Raw genomic sequence first — 18,952 nt, 5'->3', positions numbered from 1 at the left:
AAACAGCAGTGGGCAGGCACTCAATGGGGGAGCTGCCAGACCCGTTGAAGTTACCCGCTGTGGCGTCGTTCAGACCACGCCCCAGCTGATGGAGCAACGCTTTTTCAGCTACACGGCGCCCTTTGCTCGCGGCGTGAGCCTCACCAATCAAATCACCGATCTATTTGGCATCGCCATGGGTGGTGGTGATGGCACCAGGGTGATGGGCTTCGGCTTCCCCGATCAAACGATCATCTGGGATGGCACGGCAGTGGAAAACACTTATCAAGTGTTACTTCAGCAGCAGAGTGATCCCATGCCCTGGCGTACGGGGGATGTGTCAAACGGCTATTCCGGCAGCCTGGGATCCTCTGGCTCCCAGCCTGATGGCCCAGGCTGGCAGGATGGCGGTGCCAGCTACAGCGCTCCGGTGCGCGGCCTCTGGTAGCACTGCTGGCGAGGGGGTCTAGCAATCTGGTGAATGCAGCGAACTCATAATTCGCCTTAGCCGAGTTCGATCCTCGGGACCCCCATTTCACCTTGGTTCAATCAACCCCTGCGGTCTGATTGCCCAGCAACCCCTATCGTCAGAGCACTGATGGCTCTCCTGGCGGAGCTTCCTGTGATTCAAGTCCTGGCGCTGGCCATTTTGCTGGCTCTGCTGGCTTTTTTTGCCGCTGGGGAATTCGCCCTGATTCGCCTGCGGCCTAGCCGGGTGCAGCAACTGCAGGAGGCGGGTGAGCCCGGTGCCCAAGCCGTTGCCAAGCTGCAGCATCGGCTCCGGCGAGTGCTGGTGGCTACCCAGCTGGGTACGGCGCTCGCTTTGGTGGCATTGGGCTGGGCCGGTCGCGGCTTGGCTGAACAGCTCGGCATGGCTATGGCCGCCAAAAGTGGTGCTGGAGCCATTCCCCAGGTTTGGCTTGATGCCGGTTTATTTCTTGTACTGGTTTTGCTTGCCACCGTGCTGGGCGGCTTACTACCCAAGGCCTGGGTGTTGCATCGTCCCGAAAGCTCGGCTCTGCGACTGGCGCCGTTGCTGGCTGCGGTGAGTCGCAATCTGGCCCCCTTGCTTTCCCTGATTGAGCGTTGCAGCGGTGTGCTGCTGCACCTGCTGGGCTTACCCCGTAACTGGGATGAGCTGGTGCCTGCCCTGTCGGCTGGCGAGCTTGAAACTTTGATCGAAACCGGCAACGTCACCGGTCTGATGCCCGACGAACGCAACATTTTGGAGGGAGTCTTTTCGCTGAGGGACACCCTGGTGCGGGAGGTGATGGTGCCCCGATCCGGCATGGTCACCCTGCCCCTGGATGTGAGTTTTGCCGAGCTGATGCGCGAGGTCCATGACACCGCCCACGCCCGCTTCCCGGTAATCGGCAGCTCCCTCGACGACGTGCGTGGCGTGCTTGACCTGCGGCGTCTTGCTGATCCCATTGCCAGGGGCATGCTCAGTGCCGACACTCCCCTCGCTCCCTACATCACCCCCGTGGCGCTGGTGCAGGAGAGCACTTCCCTGGCGGAGCTCCTGCCCCTGATTCGCAGTGGTCAGCCCCTGCTGGTGGTGGTTGATGAGCATGGTGGTACGGAGGGGCTGGTCACGGTGGCCGACCTCACCAGCGAGATTGTCGGAGAGGAAGAAGATTCCCTAGAGGCGGCCCAGGATCTGCAGAAACTCGGCGAAGGCTGCTGGTCGGTGGCAGGGGACCTGGAAATCTTCGAACTCAACAGGCAGCTGGCGCTGCAGTTGCCTGAGGCGGAAGGTCATCACACGCTTGCTGGCTTCCTGCTCGAGCGCTTGCAGCACATTCCCTCGGCAGGCGAAGGTTTGCGCTGGAAGGGCCACCAATTTCGGGTGCTGGCCATGGATGGCCCGCGCATTGAGCGAGTACAGATCGAGCGTCCAGTCGTCGAACCGGAGCGCCCCGAGGGCGGCTGATCACCGCTCTGGGCCCCCGTACCCCCGATAATGCAGTTAGTTGAGAGCCCCTGCCTTGAACCCTGTGCGCGTGGGTGTCATCGGCATCGGCAACATGGGTTGGCACCACGCCCGGGTGCTGAGCCTGATCAAAGAAGCCGAACTGGTGGGGGTGGCTGATCCAGATGGGAGCCGCGGACAGCTAGCTACCGAGCAGTTCGGTTGCAGCTGGTTCCCCTCCTACGAGGAAATGTTGCCCGAGGTGGACGCTGTTTGTATCGCCGTGCCCACCCTGCTTCACCACCGCGTCGGTTTGGCCTGCCTGAAGGCCGGGGTGCACGTGCTGATCGAGAAGCCGATCGCGGCCAGTCAGGAGGAGGCGGTTGAGTTGATCCATGCGGCTGAGCAGGCTGGTCGTCTGCTGCAGGTGGGCCATATCGAGCGCTTCAATCCCGCCTTCCGGGAATTGGTCAAGGTTGTGGCTAATGAGCAGGTGGTAGTGCTTGAAGCGCGCCGTCACAGTCCCAACCCAGACCGCGCTAATGACGTGTCGGTGGTGCTCGACCTGATGATTCACGACATTGACCTAGTGCTGGAGCTGGCTGGGGCGCCAGTGATTCGCCTGGCGGCGGCCGGTGGTCGCAGTGCTGAAGGGCCAATCGACTACGTCAACGCCACCCTGGCCTTTGCTAATGGTGTGGTGGCCAGCCTGACGGCCAGCAAGATGGCCCATCGCAAGATTCGCAGCCTTAGTGCCCACTGCCGCGGCAGCTTGGTAGAGACGGATTTTCTTAATCGCACCTTGCACATTCATCGCCGCGCTCACGAGACGGTGAGCGCAGATCACGGCGAGCTGGTTTACAGATCCGATGGAGTAATTGAAGAGGTCAGTACCACCTCCATTGAGCCCCTATACGCCGAACTAGAGCATTTCCTCCAGTGCGTGCGGGGTGTTGAGACCCCGGCGGTGGATGGCTTGCAGGCTTCCCGGGCTTTGCAGCTGGCCGACCTGATTGAGCAGTGCGTCGAGCAGCCCAATCTCTGCATGAGCCTGGAGGCGCCGATCTAGGTCGTCGAAGTTGCCCTTGCTGCTGGGGTTGTGTCTGGGCTAGTGAGCTGGCGCAGAGCTGCCAGCTGCCAGCGGCGGCAATCAGCGGGCGAAGCCAGATAAAATTGATCCCAGGCGTCTGCCTTATGCAGACCGTATTGGGATTCAGGAATATTCGGGTGGCGTTGCTGCCAGCCCACCCGCACGGCGTGACCGATCACCACGTCTAACACCAAGTCGTCGTTAAATACCACCTCGGGATTAGCACCCATAAAGGTGATCAAGGTGAGCAGGGTTTCCGTGCATAGCTGGCGATAGTCCGGCGCTTCGATTTTGCTGAGCAGGTGATCGACAAGGGCGGCGAAATTACGTTCGCCAGGTGTCTTTTCACTCAATAGGGGACCGCTGTCCAGGCGGTTGCGCTTCTCCAGCTTGTCGCCGATGACGATGCCGTGGCAGTGGTGCAGTAGATCCCAGATGCCGGGATAGAAATCGCGGGGCACGCGCCCTAGGGCCCCGAGGCGCAGCCGGTGTTGCAGCCAGCAGCCGCCCTTGGGTAGCTCTGCCAGGGGATCGGGAACGTCCCAACGCACCCGGCCGCTCACATGCAGTTGCTCCTGGCGCTGCAGGGAGGCTTTGGCATGTTCCAGGTCGGCCAGCACGGTCCGCAGCCGGCGCTGGATGGCGTGGGGGGGCTGATCGCAAAGGGCCTCGAAGGCGTCGATGGGGTTGAGCCCGGCTTCGCTGGCCAGTTCGCCGGTGAGCAACAGCAGCAGCTGGCCGAGTTGCAGGGTGAGGCTGCCGCTCAGCAGGGCCGGCTCGTGGCGGGCCAGGCTGTCGAGGGCAAGTAGCAATTCCTGCTGCAGCATCCATTCACGGCCGTCTTCGCCGCTGTAGCGACGGATCATGGCGGCGATGCTGGCGCTGCCCTGGGGCTCGCTGATGCGCGAATCGCTGGTGTAATTGCGTCCTACCACCACCTGCTTCTGGCGCACCAGCAGGTCGGTGAGGGCATCTTCCAGCTGGGGATGGACCAGGTCCAGGGCGCCAGCCACCCGCCGAACCACGTTCCAGTCGGCTTCGGCCAGGGCGCGGCGGTAGACCTCCTCCAGCAGGTCATGCAGGCGTACTGGTTGGCTGCCGGCCGGTCCCTGCAGCCGGGAGTCGGGCCCTAGGCGCCGCACCAGTTGCTCCAGCACCTCGCCCTGCTCTTCCAGGGAGGAGCTGCGCCAGAGCCGATCGGCGAGTTCGCCAATGCTGATGTCCTCGCGTTCGAGTTCTTGCTCCTCCTTGGCGCTAAGGGGGGTCTGGCTGGTACCAGCCCGCAACGGGGTGGGTATGGGTGCAGGCGGCAGAAGCACGGCCCCCGGCGCTTGGGCGGGCAGCTCCACCCAGCTGCCCTGGTCGATGAGTTCTGCCAGCGGGGCCAGCTGCACGGGGACGCCGTCCAGCAAACCTGCCTGCAACTGCTGCCCCAGCCTTAGGAAGGCATCTGGGTTGGCCTGGAAGGCACCCTCGGCGATCGGCAGCAGCAGCAGCGGCGAGCCGCTTCCGCGCCAGTGGCGCTGCAACAGGCGCAGTTCGGCGGTCACGGCGTCCACGAGCTGCTCAGGATCGTCTGCCAGGTAGAAGGTGTCTTCCTCCAGCACGGCTGGGAAAAACGCAAAACAGCTGCTTCCTTGCCGGTAAAGGCGAGCCGTAGCCATGGTTTCCATCCGCACGGGTGGATGGCCGCTGAGGCCGAGGGCGGGGTTTGCACCCACCTGGGCCATCCGCATCGCCAGCTCCTGGGAGCCGCCGATGCGGATCGCCGTATTGGGGCTGCTGGGGTCGGAGTTGTCACTGGGGCCATGGGCCAGGGGCAGTCCAGCCGCCTCCAGGCTGGCTGCGATAGCCGCGTTAGCTGGCACCAGCGCCACCAGCACCCGGTCGGCGCCAAGAGTGCTGGGCCGGCGTCTCCCGGTTGGATCGAGATCTTCTGGACTTATTAATCCTGCAAGCAACAGGTCTGAGAGCCAGGTGAGGCTTTGGGTCCACAGCAAGGGCACGTTGGGGTTTGCCAGCCGGCGCTGGCTGCCGGGCTGTTGCCGTTCGGCTGCTATGGCTGCTTCGGGAACGAGGTAGAGCTCGGGGAGCAGGGCGCCCTCCGCTTGCTCCAGGCTCACTTCATGGAGGCGCTGGCGCCATTGGCGGGCCTCCTCCCAGCGCTCTTCGCAGCAGGCCGTGATCAGTTCATAAGCCCAAAACAGGGGCCATTCGCATTCGATGTGCTCAAACTCCGCCAGCTCCTCCCGTTCGTAGTGCAGGCGGGTGTGGTCTTCGACCACGGTTTGGTGGCCATCGCGGCGGAAGCGTTTATATCCGTAGGCCCCACCCAGCTCGGCGCGAATCTTGGCGCGGGTGCGCCGCCTCAGCTCTGGGTCGTCCACGGCCCAGGCGGGATAGCCGATCACCGCTAGGCAGGCGCTGTCAACCTCCTTGCTCGCTGATTCCCGCGGCAGCAGGGCGTCTAGAGCCCGGCGCAGCCTCACGATGGCGTCGTGGGGGATCACCAGACAGCTGCGGCCATCACCGTGGGGTCCGTAGAGATCGAGTCCCTCCAGGGACTCCAGAGCGGCCTTGACCAGGCCAATCGAGCTGGCGTTGCGCTCTGGGAGGCCGTGGTTGCCTTTGTCGCCCCTTTCCCAAATGCCGTAGTCGGCTACGCGGTACGCACGGGCCACGTAGTACACCAGGTTTTGCACGAAGTCGCGCTCGTGGCTGCTTTGCACCACCACCAGGCCTGAGCGGGTCAGCTGGGCGAGTTGGAGCAGAAACAGCGCCGTGGCATCGAGTTGCAGATGCCCCCAGCCGTCATCGGCCACTACAGCAGCGCCGGTGGCCGTGTCGAACTTGGCGTGGATGGCATGCAGGCGATGCAGGCTGTGCTTGAAGCGCTCCACCTTCGGGGCCTGGCGCAGCATGGCGTTGAGCAGGCCGCGCATCAGTTGCAGCACCCTCGCTTCAAGCTCGTATACGCGGCGACTGGCCCCCCGCAGGCGGCGATGGGCCAGGGCAAGTCCCCAGACGCATTGGATTGAATAAACGCAGTCGCGCACCCAGGCGTCTGCGTAGTTGCCGTGCACGGTATGGGCGGTGCTGGCTGGCAGCAGTCCCGTTATCGGGTGTTGGCGGCTCAACACCACCCGATCAATTTGACTATCAAGGTCCTGAAGCAGGGCCCAGGCCTGAGCCGGATCCAGGGCGGCTGAAACTTCGGGTTCCGGCTGATGGGCCGGATTGTTCAGTGGCAGGGATTGCGCCATGGATGTCCCTATGCCAGTGGTAGGCCAGCCATATATTCTCCACCCCCACCTCACCCCCCTGATGGCATCAACAGCAACTGAGCCAATGCGCACCAGGGTTCTGGGGGTGCCGGTGAGCGTGTGTCCAGATGTGTTTGCAGCGGCCTTGGCCCTGCGGCAGCGCAGTGGTGGGCAGATCGTCACCCTGAATGCTGAGATGACGATGGCGGCAAAGGCCGATCCCGCCTTGGGGGCTGCCATCGCCGCGGCGGACCTGGTGATTCCAGATGGTGCCGGCGTGGTCTGGGCCCTAGGCCGCCAGGGCTACCGGGTGCGGCGCAGTCCTGGGATTGAGCTGGCCCGTGATTTGCTCACTCACGCGGCTTCCCATGGCTGGAGGGTGGCTTTGGTGGGGGCCTCACCGGTGGTGATGGAGCAGCTCACCACGCGCTTGCGCCAGGAGCTCCCCGGCCTAAAGCTGGTGCTCCACGCCCATGGCTACCAACCAGCTGAAGCCTGGCCAGGGTTGGAGCAGCAGCTGCTGGCGGCTCGGCCCGACCTGGTGCTGGCGGCCTTAGGAGTACCCCGCCAGGAAACCTGGATTCAGCAGCTGCCTGGGCGCAGTGGCGGCCTCTGGATGGGTGTGGGCGGCAGCTTTGACGTTTGGGCTGGGGTCAAAAAAAGAGCCCCCGCTTGGATGGGAGCCCTGCAGATCGAATGGTTGTACCGGCTGATTCAGGAGCCCAGTCGCTGGCGCCGAATGCTCTCCCTACCCAAATTTGCCTGGGAGATGCTCAGGAAGGGCTGAGGCCGGATTCAGCGAAAGCCGACGGAGGCTTGCCACACGAAGGCAAGCAGCAGAAAGAACAGGGGAATGATCGGCAGGATGTCGACCAGTGGTCCGAAGGCTTGGTAGGCCTCGGGGAGTTGGGCCAGGGTTTGCAGGGCGTAGGTAGCCATCCCGGAATTCACTGAGCTAGGGGCGGACGCTACCACGTGTGGGCGGCTGGGGAGTCCGGTTCCCAGGGAGCGAAATCCTCTGCAAAACAGCCGTCGCGGATGGCCTGCCCCATGGCGGTGGAGAAGCGCACCAACTGGGTGATGTTGTGCAAACTCAACAGAATCTTGCCCAGCAGCTCCTCGCTCTTGATTAGGTGGTGCAGGTAGGCCCTGCTGTGCTGGCGGCAGGCTGGGCAGGGGCAGCTGGCATCCATGGGGGTGTGGTCGTGGCGGAAGCGGGAGTTCTTGAGGTTCCAGCGTTCGCCACCCACCAAGGCCGCGCCATGGCGGCCGAGGCGGGTGGGAATCACGCAATCAAACAGGTCGAAGCCGTTGGCCACGGCGATGGCCATTTCCCGCAGGGTGCCTATGCCCATTAGGTAGTGGGGTACGGCACCAGGCAGCAGCGGCCCCAGCTGGCGCACGATCCGATGCATTTCCTCGGTGGGCTCGCCCACACTCACGCCGCCCACGGCTATCCCGGGCAGGCCCATGGAGGCCACCACCTGGGCCGATTCCTGGCGCAGGTGGGGGAAGCAGCCCCCTTGGACGATGCCAAACAGGGCCTGGTCAACTTTGGTGTGGCTGGTGATGCAGCGCTCCAGCCAGCTGTGGGTGCGCCGGCAGGCGGCGGCCACGTCTGCCTCACTGGCGGGATAGGGGGGGCATTGGTCGAAGGCCATGGCCACATCAGCCCCCAGGGCCATCTGGATCGCCATCGAGCGCTCGGGGGTGAGCTCGATGCGGGCGCCGTCGCGCGGTGAGCGGAACACCACGCCGTGGTCGTCGATGGTGTTGATGTCGCCGAGGCTGAAAACCTGGAAGCCGCCGGAATCGGTGAGCATCGGCCCGTCCCAACCCATGAAGCGGTGCAGGCCACCGGCATCAGCCACGATCTGCTCGCCCGGCTGCAGGTGTAGGTGATAGGTGTTGGAGAGCACCATCTGGGCGCCGGTGTCCCGCAGTTGGGACGCCGTAACGCCTTTCACCGTGGCCAGGGTGCCCACGGGCATGAACCGCGGTGTGGTGACAACGCCATGGGGGGTGTGAAAGCAGCCGCAGCGGGCCCGGGTGCGGCTGCACTGCGCCGTGATGTCGAAGGAGAACGCTGGTGGGAAGCTGATTGCGCCGAACAGGTGCTGTCCCGACGCTAGGTGTCGCTTGCTAGAGCCCGTGCCGAAGTCATTTTCTGGGGCGATTCCCGGCTGGTTGGGCGATCTGGCCGGTGCCTGGGTGTTTTATTCGGTGCTGCCCGCCTGGCCAGGAGTGCCGCCTCGCTTTGAGCGCATTGCCCGCTTCGCTCCCCTGATCGGCCTGGTGCTGGGCGGGCTGCAGGGCCTTTTCTGGTGGCTTGCCGCTGGCTGGTTGCCCCTTGGAGCCCAGGTGGCCTTGGTGCTGGCGCTCGGGTTGGTGCTCACCGGTGGCTTGCACGTTGATGGCGCAATGGATACGGCCGATGGCTTGGGCGCCGGCCCTAGGGCCTTGGAGGCGATGGCAGATAGCCGGGTGGGCGCATCGGGGGTGCAGGCCTTGGTGGTGGTGCTGCTGATCAAGGCAGCAGCCCTGCTTTGCCTAGGGGCCGCTGCCCCGCTGGCCATGCTCTGGGCAGCTTTCTGGGGCCGGGTGTCACCCCTTTTGGCCATGCAGTGGTTTCCATATTTGAGGCAGCAGGGCAGTGCTGCTTTTCACCGGCAGCACTGGCGGGGTCTTGCAGCGGAACTGGTGCCGGCCCTGCTGGTGTTCGCCCTGGCCCTGGGCCTAGCGGCCTGGACCCGCTGGCCCTGGCCCCAGGGGGTGGGTTTGCTGCCAGCGGTGCTAGTGCCCCTATGGCTCGGCCGCCGTCTCGGCGGCCATAGCGGCGATAGCTACGGAGCCTGTGTCGAATGGACAGAAGCTCTGGCCCTGCTGCTCATGGCCCTGCTGCTGGGCTTGGGGCCGCGGCTGGCAGCCTGAGGCAAAAGGCGTTGCCCCGCTCGGGCAGTTGCTGGGCAACGGCTGCCGGCGGCAACACCAGGTTGAGCTCTCCACCGAGGCTGCGGGCCAGATCCCTGGCCAGGGCCAGTCCCAGCCCCGTCCCAGGCCGCCCCTGCCCCTGCCGCCCCCGGAAACCCTGCTCAAAAATGGCCTGACGCTCGTTTTCGGCGATCGGCTCGCCGCCATCCCACACCGTCAGTTGACAGTCCCCTGACGCCAGTGCTTGGCAGTCCAGGCCGATGGCCGTGCCGCTGGGGCTGTATCGAAAGGCGTTGTTCAGCAGGTTGGCCAAAATTTCAGCCACGGCACCACTGTCCCCGTGCCAGTTGGGCAAGCAGGATGGCGGATGCCAGGGGCGGCCCTGCAGAGAGGCCGTGGCAGCAGCCCGTTGCATCAAGGGCTCAAGCCAGTCGAGCAGGGGTTGGCCCTCTGGCCCCACCAGCCCTGGGGGAAGCAGCAGGGGTGGCGCCGCCTCGCCGCTGACGGCGGCTTGCTCGTGGCGGCCCAGCTGGCTGAGGGCATCCACGTAGCGGTTGAGCTGGCGCTCTTCCGCCAGCAAGCCTTCCACCAGAGGTCGGTTCTGCTGGTCCTGTTCGAGGCGCCGCAGCAGTAGTTGGCCGAAGGTGCGCAGGGCGGCGAGGGGGTTGCGCAGCTGGTGCAACAGCAGGCCCAATTCTGCTTGCTGTTGCTCGAGGGTCTGTTGCAACTGCTGTTGTTCCAGATCAAGGCAGAGCGCTTCGGTAAGACACAGGGCGACGGCCTGGAGCCGCTGCCCGAGGCTGTCTGGCCAGGGCACCACGCTGGTTTCCACCTGGATCGCGCCCAGCAGCACCCTTTGGTGGCGCAGCGGCAGCCAGCGCCGCTCCTCCGCTGGCAAGCTCAGCGGACTGCCGGCTTCGACCGCAGGCAGGGCTCGGCCATCACTCGGCCATTGGCCGATTGGCACCAGGATGGGGGCGTTGGCTTCACCGGGTTGGGTGACATAAACCACCAGGGAGCTGAGGTCGCTGCGATCAGCGAACTGGGCTAGCTGGAAGCGCAGTAGGGCGAGAAAGCGGTTGGAGACTTGCATCTGCTGCCCTCAGTCCTGGCCATGTTCCAAAAAGTTTGGAAAAGGCGTGGGAAAACCAGAAAAAAGTCTTAAGATGTGCGGTATCGACCAATACGGCGCGGTCCGCAAGCGGGCAGCGGTTCGTCGTCGTGACGCCCTCACCCTTTGTTGCCCATTTCGGCAATTCAGGCTACAGCAGTGACAGATCCGACTTACGCCGATCTTGCTTCCTGTTGTTCTGCACCCCGAATGGGCGGGGTGCGGCGTCACTGACCCCTGGGCCTGCTGACTCTCTCGGACAACAGAACGTTTGGGCGTCGCCCTGCTCTCCAAATTTTGGGGGGTTCGGGTGGGCTGAGTCACGGACCCTGCGCATGTTTTGCGCTCCCACTGTCCGTTCCCCCTCCGGTTTCTCTTCCTTCTCCTAATTCCTCCTTCTCGGGAGCAGTTCAATGTCCAAAAAGCGCAAGCGGATTAGCCGTCGCCGGCTCGCAGGCCAGCGGGTGCTGGCGCATGTCCCCACCTTCAATCTTGAGACCGGCTCCCACAAGCCGGTCACGGCAGCACGCCGCTTCATTGCTGAGGAGCTGTTGGTGCCCCCAGCAATTCTCAACGTGCGCCGCAACGAGCACACCACTGATCGCTTCTTCTGGGGCGAAAAGGGCCTGTTCAGCGCCCAATACGCCGAGGAAAACCATTTCCTGTTTCCCTCACTGCGCACGATCGTCGACCGCATCGGTGAGGAGGTGCTTTTCGAAGGCATCGAAGCCCTCGCCGCCGACGACTGGGAAGAAATGGAGGAGTACGAATACGCCTTCGTCTGAGCTTGGCTTTGCCCTGGCGGAACTCAGGTGGGCCGCTGGTTGTTCAGCATGACCATTGGCTGGCCAAGTAGCTCCGCAGGGCAGGAAACAGGCAGCCGTCGATTGTGTGGCCGCCTGTAAAGCCAACCAGTTCGGTGTCGATGCCACCGAGTTGCAGCTGCTCTTTCAGGGCCTCACTGGCTCCGTAGGGCACCACAGGATCCTGTTCGCCATGGGTGAGCAGGATTTTGGGCAGGGATGCTGCGGTTGGTTGCCAGCCGGGATGGGGATAGCCGCTGCAGCCGATCAGGCCGGCCAGGGGTAGGCCGCTGCCGGCTGTGGCCACATCAAGGGCCATTGAGGCGCCTTGGGAGAAGCCCAGCAGAGCCGTTTGCTGCAGGGGCACCTCCGCCGCTAGGGCCAGGAGCCGCTCTAGCAGCTGGGTTCGCGCGGCAGGTAGCTGGGGCCAATTCGGCTGTTGCAGGTCGTACCACTGGCGGCCGCTACCGCTTGGATGCGGCAGTGGTGCCCGCAGGGCCACCACGCTCACCGCTGGCCCCACCAGCACCTCGGCCAGGTCGAGCAGGTCGTCGGCATCCGCTCCCCAGCCGTGTAGCAGCACAAGGCGCCGGTCGCACAGGTCCGGGCCACTGCGGATCAGTTGGTCGTTGGGCTGGCTGGTTTGGCTACTCATGGCGGGGGATCGATTGCTGCGTAGGTTGGCCCTTATACCTGCACGTTTGGCAGCCATGGCCCCCACGGCCCTTCTAAGCGTCTCCAATAAGGAGGGCCTGGTGCCCTTGGCCGAGGGGCTGCTGGAGGCTGGCTATCAGTTGATTTCTAGTGGCGGCACCGCTGCGGCCCTCAAGGCGGCCGGGCTTGAGGTCACCAAGGTGGCGGAGCACACCGGCGCCCCTGAGATCTTGGGCGGCAGGGTCAAGACCCTGCACCCACGCATCCATGGCGGCATCCTGGCCCGCCGCTGCGAGCCCAGCCACCAGGCTGATCTGGAGGCCCAGGGCATTGCGCCGATCGACGTGGTGGTGGTCAACCTCTACCCATTTCGAGAAACCGTTGCCAACCCCGAGGTGGCATTCGATACCGCCATCGAGAACATCGATATCGGTGGACCGGCAATGGTGCGGGCAGCGGCCAAAAATCACGCCGATGTGGTGGTGCTGACCAGCCCCAGCCAATACGGCCCCTTTCTTGAGTGTCTGCGCACCGGAGCCATCAGCGCCGCCCTGCGGCGCCAGCTGGCGCTGGAAGCTTTCCAGCACACCGCTAGCTACGACACGGCGATCAGCAGCTGGCTTGCGGGACAGCTGGCCGGCGCAGCCGAGCTCCCAGCAGCGGTGGCGGCGCCCCTGCGACTGGAACTGCCCGCCCGCCAGAGCCTGCGCTACGGCGAAAACCCCCACCAACAGGCCACCTGGCACAGCGAGCCCGCTGCCGGCTGGGGCGCCGCGGTGCAACTGCAGGGCAAGGAGCTCAGCTACAACAACTTGATCGATCTGGATGCGGCCCTAGCCACCGTGCGGGAGTTTGGCTACGGCCCCGGGGCCCAGCCCGCGGCGGTTGTGGTCAAGCACACCAACCCCTGCGGAGTGGCCATCGGCCACAACGGCGCCGCTGCCCTCAGCCGGGCCCTTGACGCCGATCGGCTCTCAGCCTTCGGCGGCATTGTGGCTATCAACTGTTTGGTCGATCTAGCAACTGCCGAATTGCTGACCAGCCTGTTCCTTGAATGTGTAGTGGCGCCTGGCTTTGATGGGCCGGCATCGGAGCGGCTGGCCACGAAAGCCAATCTGCGCCTGCTGGAATTGAATCCTGCGGCGATCGCTCTGGCGTCCAGGCGTCAGCTGCGCACCCTGCTGGGCGGGGTACTGCTACAGGAGCTAGACGATCAACCGGTTGATGGAGCGGCCTGGCAGGTGGTGAGCGAACGCCAGCCCACAGCCCAAGAGCTCGACGACCTCGGTTTTGCCTGGAAGCTGGCCCGCCACGTGCGCTCCAATGCCATCACCGTGGCCAAGGGTGGCCAGAGCCTGGGCATTGGCGCCGGCCAGATGAATCGGGTTGGCTCGGCCAGGCTGGCCTTGGAAGCGGCCGGGGATCGGGCTAGGGGCGCGGTGCTTGCTAGCGATGGCTTCTTTCCCTTCGATGACACCGTGCGGCTGGCCGCTGGTCAGGGCATCACTGCTGTGATTCAGCCTGGCGGCAGCGTGCGCGATGCCGATTCGATCACCGCCTGCAATGCCCTTGGCTTGGCGATGGTGGTAACCGGACGCCGTCATTTTCTTCATTAACGCCCTTGCTGGGGCGCAGTGAGTTGTAGTTTCGCTCCATAAGTCCTGCTCTGCTGGGCACTTGCCGCAGCCATCCCTTGGCCCCCTCTGACGCCATGCCCGAAGCCCTCGCCTACAACCTCAACTTCCTCCATCCCCTGTTGATGCTGGGTCTGCTGGCCCTCTCCAGCTACGGGATGCTGCTTGGCATCAAGGCCAAGAAAACCCGCACCGCAGATGCTGAGACCCGCAAGCAGCTGATCAAGGGGCAGTTTGCCAAGCGCCATTTCCAGATCGGCGGCCTGATCCTGGCGATCACCGTGCTGGGTACCTTCGGCGGTATGGCCGTTACCTACCTCAATAACGGCAAATTATTTGTGGGCCCCCACCTGCTTGTGGGCATTGGCATGACCTGCTTGATCGCCCTGGCGGTGTCGCTTACCTCCCTGATGCAGCAGGGCAATCTGATCGCCCGCAAGGTCCATGTGGGCCTCAACATGGCAATGATGACCCTGTTTCTGTGGCAGGCGGTGAGTGGCTTTCAGATCCTCAACAAAATCTGGGAAAACCGCCCGGCTTGAGTGCTGGTTTCGGTTCTAGGTCTCAAGTCAGAAAGACAGCCCAGTTGATTTAGAACTGGGCGCTTCGCCGGGGTGGGCACTCCAGATCGTGGCTGCCGTGGAAATCTTCCTGCACCTTCCAGGTGAGCCGGCGAGAGATCTGCCTCACGATCTGACGGAGCAGGTGGTCGCCGCTCGACTGCACCAGCCCATCAGGCAGCAGGGTGATAACCCCGGGTAGGCGTACCCAGACGCTCAAGTCGAGCTCCCAGCGCACCAAAGTTTGGGGCCGGGAATCATTGGAAACTACGGCAGCATCATTGGATTGGTCGAGTTGCAGCGAGGCGTTGAACTCGACGTCGTAAAGCCCTTCAAGCTTGGGATCGCCGCTGGGGTGGGGCACGGTCAGAATTCGATACAGCCCCTGGTTTTGGGGCAGCAACTCCAGGCCGATGGTGGGCTCCACTTCGAAGCCGAAGTTGCCAAAGGTGCCCAGAGTCAGCGCGTAGCCCCGCTTGCCGAGGGGTTCCACAGTCATCGGGGCAGCGCAACGGCGAAACCAACCCTCGTGGTGATCGAGGTATTCGGAGACAACGGGCGCGCTCGCCCTCATTTCCATCACGTCGGCAAAGGCACTGGCATAGCGCCGCACCCTCGGATCATCGCTGTGGCGCAGCAACAGACCGGAGCCCAGCTCTCCCTTGGACGACGCTTGGGCTGGTGCGGTTGACAACGACAAAGGCAACAACGGCAACTCCTGGCGTTTGACCAGCCCTGGCAGCAGGATGCCGGACTTGTTCAAGACGTTCTTTAATCAATGTAAAGCCCATGGTGGGCCTAAGTGCCGCCCGCTGTGACACCCGGACACCTTGGTTCTGCTCAGGCTTCGCAGAGTTCGATCAGCCGCTCGATCACGTCTTCCACCACCCGGTCGGGAGTGGAAGCCCCGGAGGTTATGCCCACTCGGATTGGACCTTCGGGTAGGAAGGGCAGCTCGATTTCGAGCTCGCCCCCTAGGGGCATGTGCTCGATGCGGTTGCCAGGGCCAATGCGCTCGGGGGTGTCGATGTGGAAGGAGCGGATGCCGCGGCTGACGGCGATCTCCTGCAGGTGGGTGGTATTGGACGAGTTGTAACCGCCGATCACCACCATCAGGTCGAGGGGCTCATCAACTAGGGCGAAAATGGCGTCTTGGCGCTCTTGGGTGGCGTCGCAAATGGTGTTGAAGGCCAGGAAGTGCTCATTGAGCTCAATGGGGCCGAAGCGCTGCAGCATGGTGCGCTCGAACAGGCGGCCAATCTCTTCGGTTTCGCTCTTCAACATGGTGGTCTGGTTTGCGACGCCCACCCGGATCAGATCGCGGTCGGGATCAAAGCCGGGCGAGCAGGCTTTGGCAAAGCGGGCCATGAATGATTCCCGATCGCCATTGCCGAGGATGTACTCGCTCACCATTTGGGCTTCGGCCAAGTCGAGCACCACCAAGTAGGTGCCGGCGAAGCTGCTGGTGGCGAGGGTTTCCTCGTGCTTCACCTTGCCGTGGATGATCGAGGTGAAGGAGTGCTTTTTGTGCTTTTCCACCGTGTTCCACACCTTGGAGACCCAGGGGCAGGTTGTATCAACGATGTGGCAGCCCCGCTCGCTTAGCAGCTGCATCTCCTGAACGGTGGCGCCGAATGCGGGCAGTATCACCACATCACCGCTGGCAACCTCCGAAAAATCTTTCATGCCGTCTTCCACGGAGATGAACAGCACGTTCATGTCGCGCAGGTGATCGTTGACCGAAGGGTTGTGGATGATTTCGTTGGTGATCCAGATCCGTTCAGTGGGGTAGTGGCGCCGAGTTTCGTAGGCCATCGCCACTGCCCGCTCTACGCCCCAGCAGAAACCAAAAGCTTCAGCCAGCCGCACGGTGAGGCGGCCGCTCTCTAGCGAGTAGCCGCTTTCCCGCAGCTTGGCGATCAGATCGCTTTGGTAGGCCTGCTCCAGGCTGCCTGCCACCTCATTGCCCAAGCCGAAGCCTCGGCGGTTGTAACGCTCCGAGTGGTGTAAGGAGCGTTTGAAGGCGCGGGTATCCACAGCGTCGAGGTCTCGGTGAATCAACTCTATGGGCCCTTTAGGTCAGAGCTGCGGCTCCCAGGGTCATCTGGTGGAGGCCCTCAATTCCCTGCCAGCCCAGATAGACCCCCAGCACTAGGGCGAACACTCCCACCAGCCATTCGGCCCGATGCACAAGCCAGTCGTTGAGGCGGCTCAGGGGCTGGCGCAGCCTGCCGCCGCTCAGCAGCCAGGCCAGTGGTGGCAGCAGCAGTAGCGAGGTGGTTATGGCCACAAATACGGCGCCCACCTCCAGATCCCCGCGCAGGGAGGTGTGGTTGGTGAGCAACATGCCCCCTTCCTTGGCGTAAAAAACCAGATTTTCCGGGCTGACCAAAGCACAGCCGGCCCCCAGCCCGAGCAGGGGAAACCAGTCGAGCTCGGGCAGCTGGCCCATCAGTTGCATCGCCCAGCTCTCCTCGCCGATGGCTGCTGCAGGGGTTAGCTGGAACAGCCCCAAGGCCACCAGGGCTCCGGCACCGATCAGGTCCATCAGCACTTGGCCGCGGCTGCCCAGCTGCATGGCCCAACTGAAGCGACTGCCTACCAGCACCACCGCTGCCAGCGCGCCACCGTTGGCGAGTATCCAGCCCCCCAGGTAGGTGGAGCAGCGTCGCAGCGGGTTGGGGCCCAGCAGCAGCAGGGCCACCAGAGCGATGTTGAGTGGGCTGAAGGAAATGCCCAGGCCCAGGGCGATGGTCTGGGTGAGCCAGTGGAACGGGAGCATCGCGGGATTGTGGCGCTTAGCCAGCCCCAAGGGCGGGACCGTGGGTTTCCACAGCCGCAATTCCATGCCAGTTCACCTCGCTGGCGCTGAAGCTGTAGCGGCAGGGCAGTACCTCCACGCCCGCTGCCAGGGCCTGGCGAAACAGTTCGCCATAGCGCGGGTCGGCCGCGTCGCCCGGGGCAAAGCGGCTCACATCGCCGCGACTAAGGCAGGGCACCAGTACGGACCGGCTCTCTGGCAGCAGGGCCATCAGCTCCACCAGGTGTTTTTGACCCCGTTCAGTAACGGTGTCTGGGAAAAGGGCCAGCTCCCCTTCGCTCCAGGTGGTGTTTTTCACCTCCAGGTAGATCGGCCTGGGATCGGCGGCGTTTTCCGCTGGGGTGAGCAGCAGGTCGATGCGGCTGCGGCGCCCTTCGCCATAGGGCACCTCGGCACGGATGGCTGCGATCGGCCCCAGCCAGGGCTCCAGGCAACCGGCCTCAATCGTGGCCCGCACCAGATGGTTGGGGAGGGCCGTGTTGATGCCCACCCAGATGGGCGTGCCATCGGCGCCAGGCACCTGGGCCTGCTCCCAGGTCCAGGCCAGCTTGCGGCTGGGGGAAGGGGCGTGGCGCAAGCGCACCCTTCCGCCGGGGTGCAGCACTCCGGTCATCGGCCCGGTGTTGGCGCAGTGGGCCGTGACCAGTTCGCCATTTTCTAGTTCGATATCGGCCAGGAAGCGCTTGTAGCGCTTCACCAAGGTGCCCTCTACCAGGGGGCCGAGGCTGAGCACGCAGGTGGCCATGGCGGGCGGGGTGGGATGGAGGAGAGCAGGCCAGCCATACTGCCGCCAACTCCCGGGCCTTGGGTCCCACTTGATGGCAAAGTCCCTCAGGCGCATTGCCCTGGTTGTGGCAGTGGCCACTGCCCTCAGCAAGTTGGCCGGCTTGGTGCGGCAGCAGGCCATTGCAGCAGCCTTCGGCGTTGGCGCGGCTTACGACGCCTACAACTACGCCTACGTGCTGCCCGGCTTTCTGCTGATCCTGCTGGGCGGCATTAACGGACCTTTCCACAGCGCCATGGTGAGCGTGCTGGCCCGCCGGCCCCGCCAGGAGGGCGCCTACGTGCTGGCAGCAATCAACACCCTGGTGGGGGCGGGGTTGCTCGGGGTGACGGTGTTGCTGCTGGTGTTCGCTGGCCCCCTGATCACCCTGGTGGGCCCGGGCCTGGATGCCACCCGCCACGACATCGCCGTACTGCAGCTGCGTTGGATGGCGCCGATGGCCCTATTTGCCGGGCTGATCGGCCTCGGCTTTGGAGCCCTTAATGCTGCTGATGAATTTTGGTTGCCCTCGGTGAGCCCCTTGCTCTCGAGCGTGGCCGTGATCGCTGGTATCGGGGTGCTGTGGTGGCAGCTCGGTGCTGCGATCACCCTGCCCACCACGGCGGTGCTTGGCGGCGTGGTGCTGGCCGGCTCCACAACTTTGGGGGCGGTGCTGCAGTGGCTGATCCAGCTGCCAGCCCTGGCCCGGCAAGGGCTGCAACGCTTTCAGCTGGTGTGGGACTGGCGGGACCCCGGGGTGCGCGAGGTGCTGCAGGTGATGGGGCCCGCCACCCTCTCCTCGGGGATGCTGCAGATCAACGTGTTTGTGTCCCTGTTTTTCGCTTCGGGCATCCCGGCGGCCGCGGCGGGTCTCGGCTACGCCAACCTGCTCGTGCAAACGCCCCTCGGGCTGCTCTCCAATGCCCTGCTGGTGCCCCTACTGCCGGTTTATGCCCGGCTGACGGCCCCGGACGATCGACCTGAGCTGGTCGGTCGTATCCGCCAAGGGCTGATGCTCTCCAACGCCAGCATGCTGCCCCTGGGGGCGTTGATGGTGGCGCTGGCTTTGCCAATCGTGGCGCTGATCTATGAGCGGGGGGCTTTCAATGCCGGTGCTGCGGAGTTGGTGGGCAACCTGCTGATGGCCTACGGCATCGGCATGCCCGCCTATCTGGCCCGCGACGTGCTGGTGAGGGTGTTCTATGCCCTCGGAGATGGGGTAACCCCGTTCCGCTGGTCGATGGCGGGGATCGGGCTGAATGCGCTCTTCTGCTGGGCTTTCGTGGGCGGACCGGTGCCCGGCGCTACCCAGCTGCTGCCTGGCCTCTATTGCGGTGCCGCCGGCCTGGTGCTCGCCACCGTGGCGGTGAATCTGATCACCTGTGTGGGTTTGCTGCTGGCGCTGCAGACCAAGCTCGGCGGGCTGCCATT

18 protein-coding genes and 1 tRNA gene are annotated in these 18,952 nt (G+C 64.2%); 10 read left to right on the top strand and 9 right to left on the bottom strand.

The window, feature by feature from the left end; genetic code table 11:
* From KBY74_RS08905 to KBY74_RS08890, 4 genes are all read left to right on the top strand, one after another.
* The coding region (locus KBY74_RS08905; RefSeq protein ID WP_254942381.1) for an Occludin/ELL family protein at positions 1 to 427 on the top strand (427 nt) is incomplete at its 5' end.
* Positions 428 to 439: 12 nt separating this feature from the next.
* Positions 440 to 512, top strand: a tRNA-Ile gene (locus tag KBY74_RS08900).
* A 92-nt stretch (positions 513 to 604) separates the two neighbouring features.
* Complete coding sequence (locus KBY74_RS08895; RefSeq protein WP_254942384.1) at positions 605 to 1,912, top strand: hemolysin family protein; 1,308 nt, start codon at positions 605 to 607, stop codon at positions 1,910 to 1,912.
* A gap of 55 nt (positions 1,913 to 1,967) precedes the next feature.
* Entirely contained in the window at positions 1,968 to 2,960 is a 993-nt protein-coding gene (locus KBY74_RS08890; protein ID WP_254942380.1) for a Gfo/Idh/MocA family protein, read from the top strand.
* On the opposite strand, the gene KBY74_RS08885 is transcribed toward KBY74_RS08890, so the two are convergent.
* The gene (locus KBY74_RS08885; RefSeq protein WP_254942379.1) at positions 2,957 to 6,244 is read right to left on the bottom strand and encodes a glycoside hydrolase family 15 protein; all 3,288 of its coding nucleotides are present in this window, start codon (positions 6,242 to 6,244) and stop codon (positions 2,957 to 2,959) included. The genes KBY74_RS08890 and KBY74_RS08885 overlap by 4 nt on opposite strands.
* A gap of 61 nt (positions 6,245 to 6,305) precedes the next feature.
* Between KBY74_RS08885 and KBY74_RS08880 the strand changes: the two genes are divergently transcribed.
* A complete protein-coding gene (locus tag KBY74_RS08880; protein ID WP_254942378.1) occupies positions 6,306 to 7,031 on the top strand; it encodes a WecB/TagA/CpsF family glycosyltransferase in 726 nt (241 codons plus the stop codon).
* An 8-nt stretch (positions 7,032 to 7,039) separates the two neighbouring features.
* Here the strand turns inward: KBY74_RS08880 and KBY74_RS08875 are convergent, their stop codons facing one another.
* Together KBY74_RS08875 and tgt are read right to left on the bottom strand one after the other, a co-directional pair.
* Positions 7,040 to 7,183 carry a photosystem II reaction center protein K gene (locus KBY74_RS08875; RefSeq protein ID WP_106632264.1) on the bottom strand — a complete coding sequence of 48 codons (144 nt, stop codon included), beginning with the start codon at positions 7,181 to 7,183 and terminating at the stop codon, positions 7,040 to 7,042.
* Positions 7,184 to 7,212: 29 nt separating this feature from the next.
* The gene (tgt, locus tag KBY74_RS08870) at positions 7,213 to 8,346 is read right to left on the bottom strand and encodes a tRNA guanosine(34) transglycosylase Tgt (protein WP_254942383.1); all 1,134 of its coding nucleotides are present in this window, start codon (positions 8,344 to 8,346) and stop codon (positions 7,213 to 7,215) included.
* A gap of 49 nt (positions 8,347 to 8,395) precedes the next feature.
* On the opposite strand from tgt, the gene KBY74_RS08865 reads away from it, so the two are divergent.
* Positions 8,396 to 9,175: an adenosylcobinamide-GDP ribazoletransferase gene (locus KBY74_RS08865; RefSeq protein ID WP_254942377.1), complete on the top strand. Its 780-nt coding sequence runs from the start codon at positions 8,396 to 8,398 to the stop codon at positions 9,173 to 9,175.
* On the opposite strand, the gene KBY74_RS08860 is transcribed toward KBY74_RS08865, so the two are convergent.
* Positions 9,132 to 10,268, bottom strand: coding sequence for a sensor histidine kinase KdpD (locus KBY74_RS08860; RefSeq protein WP_254942376.1), 1,137 nt, complete (start codon positions 10,266 to 10,268; stop codon positions 9,132 to 9,134). The two genes, KBY74_RS08865 and KBY74_RS08860, sit on opposite strands and share 44 nt — an antisense overlap.
* A 431-nt stretch (positions 10,269 to 10,699) precedes the next feature.
* Here KBY74_RS08860 and KBY74_RS08855 point away from each other — a divergent pair, with 431 nt between their 5' ends.
* Positions 10,700 to 11,071 (top strand): DUF3155 domain-containing protein, encoded by a 372-nt coding sequence (locus tag KBY74_RS08855; RefSeq protein WP_106632267.1) that lies wholly within the window; start codon positions 10,700 to 10,702, stop codon positions 11,069 to 11,071.
* 43 nt (positions 11,072 to 11,114) lie between these two features.
* Here KBY74_RS08855 and KBY74_RS08850 read toward each other — a convergent pair whose 3' ends face one another.
* On the bottom strand, positions 11,115 to 11,744 hold the full coding sequence (locus tag KBY74_RS08850) for an alpha/beta hydrolase (protein ID WP_254942375.1): 630 nt from the start codon (positions 11,742 to 11,744) through the stop codon (positions 11,115 to 11,117).
* A gap of 55 nt (positions 11,745 to 11,799) precedes the next feature.
* Between KBY74_RS08850 and purH the strand changes: the two genes are divergently transcribed.
* Together purH and KBY74_RS08840 are read left to right on the top strand one after the other, a co-directional pair.
* The gene (purH, locus tag KBY74_RS08845) at positions 11,800 to 13,359 is read left to right on the top strand and encodes a bifunctional phosphoribosylaminoimidazolecarboxamide formyltransferase/IMP cyclohydrolase (protein ID WP_254942374.1); all 1,560 of its coding nucleotides are present in this window, start codon (positions 11,800 to 11,802) and stop codon (positions 13,357 to 13,359) included.
* A 95-nt stretch (positions 13,360 to 13,454) separates the two neighbouring features.
* Positions 13,455 to 13,919: a DUF4079 domain-containing protein gene (locus tag KBY74_RS08840; protein ID WP_254942373.1), complete on the top strand. Its 465-nt coding sequence runs from the start codon at positions 13,455 to 13,457 to the stop codon at positions 13,917 to 13,919.
* Positions 13,920 to 13,968: 49 nt separating this feature from the next.
* Here KBY74_RS08840 and KBY74_RS08835 read toward each other — a convergent pair whose 3' ends face one another.
* From KBY74_RS08835 to sfsA, 4 genes are all read right to left on the bottom strand, one after another.
* Positions 13,969 to 14,631, bottom strand: coding sequence for a DUF1997 domain-containing protein (locus KBY74_RS08835; RefSeq protein WP_396123167.1), 663 nt, complete (start codon positions 14,629 to 14,631; stop codon positions 13,969 to 13,971).
* A 146-nt stretch (positions 14,632 to 14,777) separates the two neighbouring features.
* Positions 14,778 to 15,974 (bottom strand): 4-hydroxy-3-methylbut-2-enyl diphosphate reductase, encoded by a 1,197-nt coding sequence (locus KBY74_RS08830; protein WP_106632331.1) that lies wholly within the window; start codon positions 15,972 to 15,974, stop codon positions 14,778 to 14,780.
* Positions 15,975 to 16,011: 37 nt separating this feature from the next.
* Positions 16,012 to 16,719, bottom strand: coding sequence for a GAP family protein (locus KBY74_RS08825; RefSeq protein ID WP_254942372.1), 708 nt, complete (start codon positions 16,717 to 16,719; stop codon positions 16,012 to 16,014).
* A gap of 16 nt (positions 16,720 to 16,735) precedes the next feature.
* Positions 16,736 to 17,503 carry a DNA/RNA nuclease SfsA gene (gene sfsA / locus KBY74_RS08820; RefSeq protein WP_254942371.1) on the bottom strand — a complete coding sequence of 256 codons (768 nt, stop codon included), beginning with the start codon at positions 17,501 to 17,503 and terminating at the stop codon, positions 16,736 to 16,738.
* A gap of 73 nt (positions 17,504 to 17,576) precedes the next feature.
* Here sfsA and murJ point away from each other — a divergent pair.
* Positions 17,577 to 18,952, top strand: a 1,376-nt coding sequence (gene murJ, locus KBY74_RS08815) for a murein biosynthesis integral membrane protein MurJ (RefSeq protein WP_254942370.1), incomplete at its 3' end; no start/stop codon positions are given.

Source organism: Cyanobium sp. A1C-AMD (genome assembly GCF_024346495.1).
Classification (GTDB): domain Bacteria; phylum Cyanobacteriota; class Cyanobacteriia; order PCC-6307; family Cyanobiaceae; genus Cyanobium_A; species Cyanobium_A usitatum.
Note: the sequence above shows the minus strand (reverse complement) of the source record. Positions and strands in the feature narration are given on the sequence as shown.

Excerpts from the sequence above, each read along its gene's own strand:
- KBY74_RS08860 (WP_254942376.1), bottom strand. The coding sequence starts at position 10,268 with ATGCAAGTCTCCAACCGCTTTCTCGCCCTACTGCGCTTCCAGCTAGCC.
- KBY74_RS08875 (WP_106632264.1), bottom strand. The coding sequence starts at position 7,183 with ATGGCTACCTACGCCCTGCAAACCCTGGCCCAACTCCCCGAGGCCTAC.
- purH (WP_254942374.1), top strand. The coding sequence starts at position 11,800 with ATGGCCCCCACGGCCCTTCTAAGCGTCTCCAATAAGGAGGGCCTGGTG.
- KBY74_RS08840 (WP_254942373.1), top strand. The coding sequence starts at position 13,455 with ATGCCCGAAGCCCTCGCCTACAACCTCAACTTCCTCCATCCCCTGTTG.
- sfsA (WP_254942371.1), bottom strand. The coding sequence starts at position 17,503 with ATGGCCACCTGCGTGCTCAGCCTCGGCCCCCTGGTAGAGGGCACCTTG.
- KBY74_RS08885 (WP_254942379.1), bottom strand. The coding sequence starts at position 6,244 with ATGGCGCAATCCCTGCCACTGAACAATCCGGCCCATCAGCCGGAACCC.
- KBY74_RS08855 (WP_106632267.1), top strand. The coding sequence starts at position 10,700 with ATGTCCAAAAAGCGCAAGCGGATTAGCCGTCGCCGGCTCGCAGGCCAG.
- KBY74_RS08850 (WP_254942375.1), bottom strand. The coding sequence starts at position 11,744 with ATGAGTAGCCAAACCAGCCAGCCCAACGACCAACTGATCCGCAGTGGC.
- KBY74_RS08825 (WP_254942372.1), bottom strand. The coding sequence starts at position 16,719 with ATGCTCCCGTTCCACTGGCTCACCCAGACCATCGCCCTGGGCCTGGGC.
- KBY74_RS08880 (WP_254942378.1), top strand. The coding sequence starts at position 6,306 with ATGGCATCAACAGCAACTGAGCCAATGCGCACCAGGGTTCTGGGGGTG.